Genomic DNA, 12,384 nt, shown 5'->3' on the forward strand with positions numbered 1-12,384 from the left:
GGGGCGTTGCAGTTGAACTTCGCGCCCACCACACCGGTGTCGGGGTTGTACGGTGCGTACGGCTGGTTGTTGCCGTGGCAGAACGGCCAGCCGAAGTTGCCGGCTTGTTTGATGACGTTGAGCTCGACTAGGCCTTCGGGGCCGCGGTTGGTGGTGCAGCAGCCGCGGTCGGGGCCGTAGTCGGCGACGTTGAGCCATCCGGTCTGCTGGTCGACATCGAAGCGGAATGGGTTGCGGAAGCCCATCGCGTAGATCTCGGGCTTAGTCTGCGCGGTGCCCTGGGGGAACAGGTTCCCGGCCGGAATCGTGTAGGTGCCATTGGTTTCCGGGTGGATACGCAGGATCTTGCCACGCAGATCGTTGGTGTTACCGGCTGTTCTGGCGGAGTCGAGCATGCTCTGCCCTGGGCGCCAGTCCAGTGGCGCGTAGCCTTGCCAGTGCGTGGACAGGTTCGGCGGGACGTCATCGCCGACGCTCAGGTACAGGTTGCCGCCGGGTCCAAACGCGAGATATCCGCCGGTGTGGCCGGGCTCGCTGTAGGTGCGGTCGCGGTAAGCCGGAACGCTGAGCAGAATCTTTTCGCTTGCCAGGTCTAGCGTGTCGCCGGTCATCGTGAAGCGCGACAGCCGGTTGACGTCTGTAGCACTGTTGCTCGGGGACCAATAGAGATAAACCCAATTGGTGGTACTGAAGTTCGGGTCCAGGGCGATGCCAACTAACCCATCTTCGCCACCGGTGTAAACACTCAGGTTCCCCGCGGTGACGACCTGCTGGCTGGCAGGCTTGTAGATGCGCAAGGCACCGCCGCGCTGCACGTAGAAGACCCGCCCGTCTGGCGCGATGTCGAGCGCCATCGGGTCGACGGTGTTGAGGTCGAGCGGGACCTTCTGAAAGTTGCCCCAGACGGTGCCACCGCATTCGCCGGCGGCATTGCCGGCCGCCCACTGGACACCACCGAGCACGTGAGCACGGAAGTTGGCTTCGCTGTAGGAAGCGCTAGCGTGTCCCATCGCGGTGGCCCAGACCTTGCCGCCTTCGGTGTTGCGGCACCACGAGATCGGGTGGTCCATGCCCATGGCGGAGCCACCGGGCGTGTAGGTCCGCTCGTCAACGGTCACCAGGACGTGTGCGTCACCGCGGATGTTCTTGTCGAAGTTGTACCACTCTTCGGTGCGCACCCAGTTATCTGGCAGTCCTGAGGTGGACGGGTGGGCCTTGTCAGCCACCTTCGCCGTGCCCTGGAACAAGCCCGGCGAGTGCGCTGGCATGTGAGCACCGGCGTTGATGGTCTGATCCCACCACGCGAATTCGGTGTCGATGCCCATGTCGGTGGCGTTGTGGATGGCGACGATTCCCTTGCCGCTGCGCAAGAATCCTTGCACGGCTTGGCGCTGGGCGTCGTTGTCGAACACCATGCCCGAGGTCTGGAACATCACCAGCACATCGAAGGTGGCCAGGTTAGCGGGGGTGAACATCGCCGCCGAGTTCTCACTGGTGACGATCTCGAAGTTGTTCTGCTGGGCTAGCTGAGTGAACATGGCCAGCCCATCGGGGATGGAATCGTGGCGATAGCCCGCGGTTTCGCTAAAGATCAACGCGCGAAACGCGGGAGCCGCGCTCACGGGCGGCCCAATCAGCGCCAGGCCAGCCATGGCCATGGCGAGGGTGATGAGTCCGCTTAGGACGGATTTTCGTAGGGACATGTCGACTCCTCTTAGGACCGGTTGGAGTGGACATCTCGCCCGCCGCAGCGATCAGTCGAGGGCAGCCTGCTGCCCTGAAGTGATCGAAGTCAATAGGCGCTTTTAAATTTTTATAGAAAACTTTCTTTGATATCTCAAAAACACAAGCTCACACAGCGTTCAACACTTAGCTGATCAAAGGCACGATGACGGCAGCTCCATTTCGGACTCGTTTCCCTCTTGTCAAATCCACCGGGGGTTCCTACCCTCCTGAAGCAAGAAAGTTTTGCATTTCTCAGCAAAAGTTTTTCTCGATTCAACCAAAGTCTGGGTACGCCGTCCGATGTGGAGGAACACATGCTTCAGCTACGCGGCGTGGGCAAGTCCTTCCTTGGCGTTCAAGTCCTGCAAGACGTGGACCTGGAGCTCGCCGCAGGTGAAGTTCACGCCGTCGTCGGCGAAAACGGCGCCGGCAAATCCACCCTCATGAAGATCGCCTCCGGTGTCTACCACCCGGACGCTGGGACGGTCCGCTGGCTGGGCCGCGACGTGTCCTTTCGCGACCCCCGCCAGGCACAGGCCGCCGGCATCGGCATCATCCACCAAGAGTTCAACCTGCTCGCTGACCGCACCGTGGCCCAAAACGTCTTCCTCGGCCGCGAACCCCTGCGCCGCGGCCTCGTCGACACCGCGGCGATGAACGAGCGCACCGCCAGCCTGCTGGCCTCGATCGGCGAGGAATCCCTTTCCCCGCAAGCGATCGTCGGCCGTCTCGGCGTGGCACAGCAACAGGTAACCGAGATCGTCAAAGCACTGTCGCTGGACGCACGGATGCTCATCATGGACGAGCCAACCGCCGCGCTGGCCGACCACGAGGTGGAGCTGCTCTACGGGCTCGTGCGCCGCCTCAAAGCCAGAGGCATGGGGATCTTGTACGTGTCCCACCGCCTCAAAGAGGTATTCGACCTGACCGACCGCATCACCGTCCTCAAAGACGGGCGGCGGGTCACCACCGTGGACACCAGCAGCATCACCGCCGACGGCCTGGTGCGCCACATGGTCGGCCGGGAACTGTCGCACTACTACCCGCCGAAATCCGCCGAGGCCGGGCAGGAAAGGCTGACGCTGCAAGGCGCCGGCAACAACCGCCTGCACGACATCAGCCTCGCCCTGCACGCTGGGCAAGTGCTGGGCATCTGCGGGCTGCAGGGCTCCGGCCGCTCCGCACTAGCGCGAGCCATCTTCGGCGTCGACGCCTTCACCCGCGGCAACGTGCACCTCGACGGCGCCAGCATTCGCCTTTCCTCACCGCGGCAAGCCATCCGGGCTGGCATCGCCTACATCACCGAAGACCGCAAAGCCGAAGGCCTGACCGCACAGCAGTCCGTTTTGGACAACGCGATGCTGGCCACCCGGGCGCTGAGCCCACGGTGGTTCGCGACCGCGGGGCGCACGCTCAAGGCCCGCGAACTCCTTGCCGCCGTTGAGGTTCACGCCGCCAGCGAAGAGCAGGAAGTGCGCTACCTGTCCGGCGGCAACCAGCAAAAGGTGATCCTGGCCAGGTGGCTCGCCCTGACCCCGCGCGTGCTGCTGTTCGACGAGCCGACCAGAGGCATCGACGTCGGCGCCAAAGCAGCCATCCACGATCTGATCCGCAAGCTGGCCAGCGAGGGAGCCGCCGTGCTGATGATTTCCTCAGACCTTCCAGAACTGCTTGGCATGAGCGACCGCCTCGCCGTCATGCGCGACGGGCGCATCGCCGGTGAGCTGCCCGGCACCGCCGACGAAGAGACCGTCATGCGGTTAGCCACCGGAGCCAGCTCATGAAACTTCGCGAACACGGCGTCTGGGGCGCCCTCGGCCTGACCCTCATCGTCGGCGGCATCCTCGTCTACGCCGACGGCGGCTCATTGTTCACCCAGTCCAGCACCGTCAGTCTGCTGCAGCGGGCCGCTGGGCTCGGCATTGTCGCGATAGGACAGACCCTCGCGATTCTCGCTGGCTCCCTTGACCTTTCCGTCGCCTATGTCATCAGCCTCACCTCACTCATCGCCGCCGAAACCATGGACGGCTCAAGCGGCATGATCGTGCCAGCGATCATCGCGGTCTTGGGAGTCTCGGCCGGCATCGGCCTGCTCAACGGGCTCCTCATCACCAAACTCAAAATCAACGCCTTCATCGCCACGCTCGGCGTCGGCCTGCTCATCAAGGGATACCTGGAACAGGGTTACGCCGGCCCGGCCGGTTCCGTGCCCACCTCGTTTCAGCGCCTCGGCTACGACCGCATCGGCCCGGTGCCCCTGTCGGTTCTGCTAATGCTCGCGGTGGCGGGTGTGGCCTGGATCGTGCTCAACCGCACGCGCTTTGGGCACCACCTCATCGCCGTCGGCGGAGACCTAGACGTGGCAAGGCTTTCCGGTGTCCGCACCGACTGGGTGCTTATCCGCACCCACATCATCTGCTCGGTGTGCGCCGGCATCGCCGGGCTCTATCTGGCCAGCCGGCTCGGCGCGGGTGCTCCTCGCGTGGGCAGCGAAGGCGGCTATGACCTCGAATCCATCGCCGCTGTCGTCCTGGGCGGCACCGTCCTGGCGGGCGGGCGCGGCGGAGTGACCGGAACCGTTGGCGGCGTGGCACTTCTGGCCGCCATCGACGGCATCTTCAACCAGCTGGCCGTCGATCCCTTCTTCAAACAGGTCGTCCGTGGTGTCGTCATCGTCGCCGCCGTCGCCATCTATGCGATGAGCCTGCGGCGTAAGGCCCCGGGAAAGGTGGCGACAGCATGAGCTCGTTAGCGCTCCGCGCCCGCAAAGTCTCGGCCCGGCAGCCGATTCTGCTGATCCTCCTCACGCTCCTTTTCGTGCTCGCCGTCAGGCAGCCGGAGTTCTACGATCCGGCTTCACTGCTGGCTTTCCTCAAACGCGCCGCGCCGCTGGTGATTCTGGCCGCGGGCCAATACTTCGTCATCGTGGCTGGCGACTTCGACCTTTCCGTCGGCTCGCTCGTCACCGCCGAAGTCGTCATCGCCGCCCGCCTCATCGACGGCGACCCGTCCATGACCTGGCCCGTCATCGCCATCATGATTGGCTTCGGCCTCGTCGTCGGGCTCGCCAACGGTCTCATCACGACCTTGCTGCACGTGCCGTCGTTCATCACCACCCTGGGTATGTACCTGATCCTCGTCGGCGCCGTCTACACCTGGACCGGCGGATCGCCCAGGGGCGCCCTGACCGAACAGTTCCGCATGCTCGGCCGCAACAGCATCGGCATCGTCCCCTACGCGGTGCTCATCCTGGCCTGCGTGGCCACGATCGCCCTGCTGCTGATGCGCTCGGACTTCGGCAAGACCCTGCTGGCAACGGGCGATAACCCGCGCACGGCAAGGCTTTCCGGCGTACCGGTCGTGCGGGCACGGGTCATCGCGTTCATCCTCAGTGCCGTCTTCGCCGCCGTTGCCGCGATCCTGCTCGGCGGGTTCGGTGGAGTGTCGTTCCAAGTCGGTGCCGGGCTTGAATTCTCAGCCATCACCGCCGTTGTGCTTGGCGGCGTCGCCCTTGGCGGCGGCCGGGGCACGGTCACCGCCGCCATGCTCGGTGCCCTAACGCTCGAAGTGCTATTCACCTTGCTCAACGTGCTCGGAGTTTCCGGCGCGCTCAAATCCGCGGTGCAGGGGCTGATCATTATCGCCGCTGTCGCCATCGGAGCCAGGCGCAGCCGGAGTTAAACCCTCGTTGCGGCGGACGGGGTATCGAAAACACATCCAATGAAGGAGATGCGGAAGTGAAGATATCGACCGCGCTCACCGCTGTGGTTGTCACCGCAATGTTGTTCGCCGCGGCTGGCTGCGCAAGCGATGTGCCTACGACAACGCAAAGCGGCGATCCCAAGGGAGCAGGCACCGGAGAACAGTCCAAGTTCTTCGTGCAGGCCGACTATGACCGCGAAATCGCTCTGCGCACCATGACCGCGCAAGGCCCGGCCGACAAGCCGTGGGAACAGGCCCTCGACCCTAAGACCGTTGACACCACGAAGTACAAGAAAGCCGGCCCCTACCACCTGTGCTTCTCCAACGCCGGTGTCGGCAACCCGTGGCGCCAGGTCGGCATCAAGAACATGCAAGCCGAAGTGAAGCTGCATCCCGAAATCAAGACGTTCACGGTCGCCGACGCGGAAAGCAAGGACGACAAGCAAATCTCCGACATCACCGACCTGCTCGGCAAGGGCTGCGACGCGCTCATCGTGTCTCCCAACACGACCGCCACGCTGACCCCGGCCGTTGAGCAGGCCTGTGCCAAGGTTCCGGTCATCGTCTTCGACCGCGGCGTCAACACCAAGTGTCCCGTCACCTTCATTAACCCCATCGGGGGGTACGCCTTCGGCGCGACCGGAGCCGAATTCCTCAACGAGAAGGTCAAGGCGGGCGGAAAGATCCTCGCCCTGCGCATCCTGCCCGGCGTTGACGTGCTGGAGACCCGCTGGTCAGCGGCGAAGGTCGCGTTCGACAAGTCACAGCTCAACGTTGTCGGTGTCGAGTTCACCGACGGCGACCCGGCTAAGACCAAGACCATTGTCACCAACTACATCCAGCGCTTCGGCAACATCGACGGCATCTGGATGGACGCTGGCGCGACCGCTGTGGCCGCGGCTGAAGCGTTCGAAGACGCCGGCAAGCCGGTGCCGCCGCTCGTTGGTGAAGACCAGCAGGACTTCCTGAAGATGTGGCAGGACAAGAAACTCACCGCGATCAGCCCGACCTACCCCACGTTCCAGTGGCGTACGCCGGTCATCGCCGCGCTGAAGATCCTCAACGGTGAAGCCGTGCCCAGCCCGTGGAAGCTGCCCCAGCCGACCATCACTCAGGCCAACCTGAGCCAATACGTGCAGCCGAACATGCCACCGCTGCACTATGCGATGTGTGGTTGCACGACCCTCCCGGGGTACCCGGAAACCTGGGGTGGAAAGTAGCTGTCCCTTGGGGCGCATCGCGTGCGGTGCGCCCCGTCCCGTGAGCAAGGAGCATCGATGTTCACCGTCGGAGCTAACCCGTGGATCTGGACCAGCCCGGTCACCGGCCCAGCCCTCAAGGACCTGGTTCCCCGCCTGGCCAAGTGGGGATTCGATGCCGTCGAGTTACCCGTGGAAAACCTTGGCGACTGGCCAGCCAAGCAGACACTTCGGCTGTTAACGAAACATGGCATCGCACCAGCGGCGGTGATCGCTGTTACCTCGCCCGGGCGCGAGCTCGTGGCCACCGACGCCGCCACGGTCAAACACACTCAGGCTTACCTGATGGCGTGCGTCGACCTGGCCGAAGCCGTTGGCGCGCCGTCGGTTTGCGGGCCGGTCTACGCCTCGGTCGGCCGGGTCTGGCGCATGTCCCCCAGTGAGCGGACCACCGTTTACGAACAGTTCCACGAATCGCTCGCGCCCGTGCTCGCTCACGCGGCCGCCGCCGGCGTCCGTATCGGCGTGGAAGCGCTTAACCGCTACGAAACCAGCGTGCTGAACACTGTCGAGCAGACCCTGCAAGCCCTCAACGGCCTGCCCGACACCATCGGAATCATGCTCGACAGCTATCACATGAACATCGAGGAAGCCGACCCCTACGCGGCGATCACCCTCGCCGGACCACGCCTCGTGCACGTGCAGGTCAGCGGCAGCGACCGCGGCGCGCCCGGAGCCGACCACATCGACTGGCCGCGTTGGCTGCGAACCCTGGCCGACACCGGTTACCGCGGGCCCATCTGCCTCGAATCGTTCACGGGCGAGAATGAAGCCATCGCCACGGCCGCCGCGATCTGGCGGCCGCTGGCCGAAAGCCAGGATGCCTTGGCCCGCAACGGTTTGGCCCACCTGCGGGCGGTCATGCCCACCCGGGACCAAACGTGACGAAGAAATCCACAGCCGCCCACATCCTCGATCTGCTGCGTGACAACGGCCCACTGTCGCGAGTGGAGCTTGGCGACCGGCTAGAGCTTGCCCGCAGCAAGGTCGCCAACGAGGTTGAGGCACTGCTGTCCACCGGGTACATCCGCGACGGCGGCATCGCCCCGTCGCGGGGCGGGCGGCCGTCCACTTTGGTGGAACTCGACCCCGGCATCCGCTACGCCGCGATCGACCTTGGCGCGACCTCACTCGACATCGAAATCACCAACGGCGCACTAGAACCACTGGCCAGCCACTCCGAGGACATCGACATCAGCGTCGGGCCAACCGCGATCCTGGAACGGCTCAACGACGTGGTCACGAAACTGCGCGGTGACGACGCGTCGCGGCCCCTCAACGCGATCGGCATCGGCCTGCCCGGACCGGTCAGCGTCCGCGACGGAACGTCCGTCTCACCACCGATCATGCCCGGCTGGCATCGCTTTCCGTTGCGCGCGGTGCTGGAGATCGAGTACCGGTGTCCGGTGATCGTTGACAACGATGTCAACATCATGAGCATCGGTGAGGCACACCGTGGAATAGCGACGTCAGCGCCCAACTTCCTGTTCGTCAAGGCGGGCACCGGCATTGGCTGCGGCATCCACCTCGCCGGGCGCATCTATCGCGGTGCCGAAGGATCCGCCGGCGACCTCGGCCACATCCAGGTCGACGCGGCCGGGCCAATGTGTCACTGCGGCAACATGGGCTGCCTCGAAGCACTATTTAGCGGAGCCGCCCTCAAACGTGACGCGCTAGCGGCAGCGAAGTCAGGGGCCTCCCCTTTTCTGCAAGCCCGCTACCTGGCCGGAGCCACGCTGACCGCCAAAGAAGTCGGCGAAGGCGCCGCTCGCGGCGACACCACTTGCGTGCACCTGATCCGCAACGGTGGCCGTTACCTCGGCGACGCGCTCGCCGGGATCGTCAGCTTCATCAACCCGTCGATGATCGTCATCGGCGGCGGGCTGGCCGGGCTCGGCAACCTTCTTTTATCTGAGGTGCGCAGCCTCATCTACCGGCGCTCGTTGCCGTTAGCGACCGGCAACCTTCCCATCGTCCTATCCGAACTCGGGCCGCGCGCCGGAGTCAGCGGCGGCGCCATCCTGGCCAGCGACCTCGCCCACCGCCAGCCCCGCTAGCTCCAGCCGGCGAGCTGGCCGTGGTATTCGGCTGCGCCATCGGTCAGGCGGATGCGGCCATCGGGATAGAGCGACAGCGCGAATCCCTGCTGGCTCAACGCAACCCGGAACCCGTCGAGGTCGGCCCCGCCGAGGCTCGCTTGCACGGGCAGGGCGTGGGAGATGACGCGCAGGGTTCCCTTGCCGCTATCGGGCAGGGAAAGATCGCGTCCAGTGCGGATGAAGTGCAGGTCAGCGCTGCCCTGAAGGATTTGGCGGGGCTCGATCAGGGGCGTGTAAGCCTCGTACACCCGGCGGGTTTGCCTGCCTTCATCCCACTCAAGCACGATGTCGAACGCGGGCCGGTATTTGCTCGTGCGGCCATAGGCCGAAACCTTGGGAAGCCCTGTCGCCACAGCGTTTTCCGGTGCCGAGGTCGCCTGCACGATGCGGATGTGCGCCGGGAAGATCTCGCGAAGACGTTCGCTGACATAAGGAATCTGGCTCATGCCCCCAGAAAGGACCACCACGTCGACATCGGCGGCGAGGTCCTCAACCGGAATGCGGGCGATGTCGCGGGCCGACTTGCCTGACCCGGACGGGACCGCCGCGACACGCAGCGCCGCGGCCACGAACAGTTCGGCGCGGTCCATCTGATCGGCGAAGGCACGGTTGAGCCGCTCGCGGCTGTACGGAATGGAGGCGATCCCGAAGTCACGGCGCGGCAGTTTGGCGTCGATCTCGGTCTCGGTGCTCAGCGCGATCTTTGCTTCCTGTGCGGCGTAAAGCAACCGGGCCCGCGCGCGCCGTGGACGGGGCAGATAGGCCACGTCAATGCCCATAGCGGCGAGCCCGAATTCGAGGTCTTCGGCGATAGCCTCATCCAGAGCGTTACCGGCCTCGGCCACGCCCAGGGCTGCCAGGACGGCAACGTCATAGTGGTCATCGCCGGTGACATCGAGCACGGCGACATCAAGCGTGCCGCCGCCCATGTCAAACACGAGCACCCGGACCGGGCCGGTGCCGGGATTGGCTGCCAGCCAAGCGATTCCGGCCGCCACGGGCTCGTCAACGAGGCTGGCCAAGGTCGTGTTTAGACCGGCGCGGCTAGCGGCCTGCACCAGGCGGCGGCGCTGCGTGCCGTCCCACATCGCGGGGCAGCCCATCATGACGTTGGTGCTTGTCAAGATCGGAGCGCGGCGGGCCACTTCGCGCAGCATCTCGGCGATCAGATCATCGACGCGCACATCACGCAGGCCCGTCGGGGTGTCCAGCTGAACGAACTGCTTGCCTTCGGTGATGAACCGCTTGATGGACCGGATCAGTTGCTCCGGCGTCAGGTCTTGCGCGTTCTCACCGACGAGTGTGTTGCCATCTTCGTCGTATCCCACCAACGACGGCATCCACGCACGTGACTCCCCGATCGGGACGATGCCACTTGGTGATGCGACCAGCGTGGTAGAGGTACCAAAGTCAAGCCCGCTATTCAAAAGGTCACCTAATCTTCGACGACTGCTTTGCCGAGCAGTACATCCTCGTCTTGTGTTTTCCAGATATACCCCGGGCGTACGACGATTACCGGCGCTCCGTCGCGTATTTGCCCCCCGATCGGGGTGTGCTTTTTGCGGTCAAACCGGGTCTCTTCGCCCGCTTGGCCTACGGGGTCGAGCCCGCTTCGCCGCACGAAGGCCCGCACTTGACGCATCATGACCGGCAGGTCGGTCTCGTTGCCGATGAGTTCTTCCACTTCGCTGGCCAGTTCGGCTAGTTTGCGGATCGCGTCAATGGCTTCCTGACGCTGTCTAGCAGCCTCTTCCCCACTGTCATCGCTCGCAGGGCTGTCTTCATTGGACTCCACGGCAGGCGCCTCGGTCAGGGCACCACGGATGACCTCGGACAGTGCTTCCTTCTCACTGTCACTCAAACCGCCCTTGACCAGCAGGTCCAGCGCTTCGGCCGGGCTGAGTTCCGTCAACGGCCGGTTCCACCGGTACCGCGGCCCTTCGGTGACGATGTGCTCGTTTACTTTGATCCGCTTCTGGACGGTGGGCCATGCCTTATCGGCATCCGTCTTGGGGACACCAGCGTCTTGCAGGGCCTTCTTGACGTCAATGGCACTCATCGGCTCGCCCGTTTCCTGAAGCAGCTGCAGCACAGCCGCTTCCGGATCGGCGTCGAACAGCCTCGCCAGCGCCTTTGGGTCCCGTCCAGTCACGACAGCACTGTAATGCCTGGCCCGCACCACGCGTGCAACTAGCCGCAACTCGCTTTCCACGCCTCATGAAGCTGAGTGAGGCGAGAGACGTCAGCTGGCCGTTGTGCTGCCAGATTGCTGATTTCGCCGGGATCGGCGGCGAGGTCGAACAAGTAGATTCCGCTGCCAGGATCGGTGTGTTCGACTTGGCGGATCGCCTCGGCGTAGGGCGAGCCTGGCTCGACCCAGAGCAGCTTGAGGTCACCTTCCCTGACAGCCCACTGGAATCCGCAATCCCAGTGAAGGACGCGCCCGCCGTCTTCGCCGGCCGATGTCCAGCCTGGCAAGAGATTGTGGCCGTCGTGGTCTCCGGAGGGCGCACCCGCGGCGGCAAGCAACGTTGGGGCGAGGTCGAGCAAACTCGCCGGAGTCAGGGCGGTGTAGCCCGCGGGCAGCCGCCCACCCGGCCAGCGTGCGATCAGCGGAACGCGGATGCCCCCGTCAAACAGCGTGTATTTGGTGCCACGTAACGGGGTGTTGTCCCCGTAGTTGCAGGTGGATCCGCCGTTGTCGGTGGTGTAGACAACGAGGGTCTCCCCGGCGGTGCCGGTCTTATCGAGCAGGCTCAACAGCTTGCCGATCTCAGCGTCCATCAGTTCCAGCTGAGCCAGATAATAGGCCCGCCCGTTATCGAGGTTTGGCGAGATTGCTCCGTCGTACCAGTCCACGTAGTCCGAGACATCGGGATTCCAGTCCGGATGCTTTGGCAGGCCGCGCTTTTCCAGCTCCTCATCGGGCAACTGCCAGCAAAAGTTGTGTACCGAGTTGAACGCCAGCATCAGGAAATAGGGCCGTTGCTGCGCGGTCTTGCGGCCGACGAAATCGCGGGCACGGTCCCCGAGTTCGGCGGTCAGGAATCCCTCACCATCGACTTCTGTGTCGCCTTCCAGGAACGGCTGCACGCCCATGCGTGAGGCGGCGTCGTCGCCATATTCAGAGACCGCAGTCTTTGACCGGCGCATGTAATTGAGCCGTCCCATCGACAGTGCCGCGAGGCCGTAATAGGACTCGTCGAAACCGTGCCGGTTGGGGCAGGCACGATCTCCCGGCTTGTCCTTGCCATAGTGCACCTTGCCCAGGTAAGCCGTGTCGTAACCCTGAGCTCGCAGGTCCTCAGCCAGCGTCGGGATGTCTGGCGGCGCGAACGCGGCGTCATCGAACCAGTGCACACCCCAGCGGGCTTGATGACGCCCGGTGATGATCCCTGACCGTGACGGGCTGCAGATCGGAGCCGAGACATAAGCCTGGTCGCACGAGACTCCCTCGGCGGCGAGCCGGTCCAGGGCAGGCGTGCGCACATCGGCGTGGATGCCCAGATGCCCGCGATCGGCGTACCCGTGGTCGTCAGAAACGATGAGGATGATGTTTGGCCGGCGCATGGCACGTGATTCAACCACAGCTCACGCCA

10 protein-coding genes are annotated in these 12,384 nt (G+C 64.5%); 6 read left to right on the forward strand and 4 right to left on the reverse strand.

The features are described from left to right. On the reverse strand, positions 1–1,703 hold a 1,703-nt coding region (locus A3E1_RS0125630; protein ID WP_020523647.1), incomplete at its 3' end, for a ThuA domain-containing protein. Between the two features lie 336 nt (positions 1,704–2,039). On the opposite strand from A3E1_RS0125630, the gene A3E1_RS0125635 reads away from it, so the two are divergent. Genes A3E1_RS0125635 through A3E1_RS0125660 form a run of 6 tightly spaced genes read left to right on the forward strand, consistent with a single transcriptional unit; the run spans position 2,040 to position 8,743 of the window. Beyond that, positions 2,040–3,509 carry a sugar ABC transporter ATP-binding protein gene (locus A3E1_RS0125635; RefSeq protein WP_020523648.1) on the forward strand — a complete coding sequence of 490 codons (1,470 nt, stop codon included), beginning with the start codon at positions 2,040–2,042 and terminating at the stop codon, positions 3,507–3,509. Further along, on the forward strand, positions 3,506–4,468 hold the full coding sequence (locus tag A3E1_RS0125640) for an ABC transporter permease (protein WP_020523649.1): 963 nt from the start codon (positions 3,506–3,508) through the stop codon (positions 4,466–4,468). Before A3E1_RS0125635 ends, A3E1_RS0125640 begins: the two co-directional genes overlap by 4 nt. Then, positions 4,465–5,406, forward strand: a complete 942-nt coding sequence (locus A3E1_RS0125645) for an ABC transporter permease (RefSeq protein ID WP_020523650.1) — start codon at positions 4,465–4,467, stop codon at positions 5,404–5,406. Before A3E1_RS0125640 ends, A3E1_RS0125645 begins: the two co-directional genes overlap by 4 nt. Positions 5,407–5,462: 56 nt before the next feature. Then, positions 5,463–6,647, forward strand: a complete 1,185-nt coding sequence (locus A3E1_RS0125650; RefSeq protein ID WP_020523651.1) for a substrate-binding domain-containing protein — start codon at positions 5,463–5,465, stop codon at positions 6,645–6,647. A gap of 57 nt (positions 6,648–6,704) precedes the next feature. Continuing rightward, the gene (locus A3E1_RS0125655) at positions 6,705–7,571 is read left to right on the forward strand and encodes a sugar phosphate isomerase/epimerase family protein (protein WP_020523652.1); all 867 of its coding nucleotides are present in this window, start codon (positions 6,705–6,707) and stop codon (positions 7,569–7,571) included. Continuing rightward, on the forward strand, positions 7,568–8,743 hold the full coding sequence (locus tag A3E1_RS0125660; RefSeq protein WP_020523653.1) for an ROK family transcriptional regulator: 1,176 nt from the start codon (positions 7,568–7,570) through the stop codon (positions 8,741–8,743). The genes A3E1_RS0125655 and A3E1_RS0125660 overlap by 4 nt, the downstream gene beginning before the upstream one ends. Here A3E1_RS0125660 and A3E1_RS0125665 read toward each other — a convergent pair. From A3E1_RS0125665 to A3E1_RS0125675, 3 genes are read right to left on the reverse strand one after another with little or no spacing between them, the layout of a single operon-like run. After that, positions 8,740–10,212, reverse strand: coding sequence for an Hsp70 family protein (locus tag A3E1_RS0125665; protein ID WP_407637391.1), 1,473 nt, complete (start codon positions 10,210–10,212; stop codon positions 8,740–8,742). The two genes, A3E1_RS0125660 and A3E1_RS0125665, sit on opposite strands and share 4 nt — an antisense overlap. An 8-nt stretch (positions 10,213–10,220) precedes the next feature. Further along, a complete protein-coding gene (locus A3E1_RS0125670) occupies positions 10,221–10,937 on the reverse strand; it encodes a hypothetical protein (protein ID WP_157631736.1) in 717 nt (238 codons plus the stop codon). Positions 10,938–10,975: 38 nt separating this feature from the next. Further along, complete coding sequence (locus tag A3E1_RS0125675) at positions 10,976–12,355, reverse strand: sulfatase family protein (RefSeq protein ID WP_020523656.1); 1,380 nt, start codon at positions 12,353–12,355, stop codon at positions 10,976–10,978. Between the last annotated feature and the right edge of the window lie 29 nt (positions 12,356–12,384).

The organism is Catelliglobosispora koreensis DSM 44566 (assembly GCF_000379685.1).
Taxonomy (GTDB): Bacteria; Actinomycetota; Actinomycetes; order Mycobacteriales; family Micromonosporaceae; genus Catelliglobosispora; species Catelliglobosispora koreensis.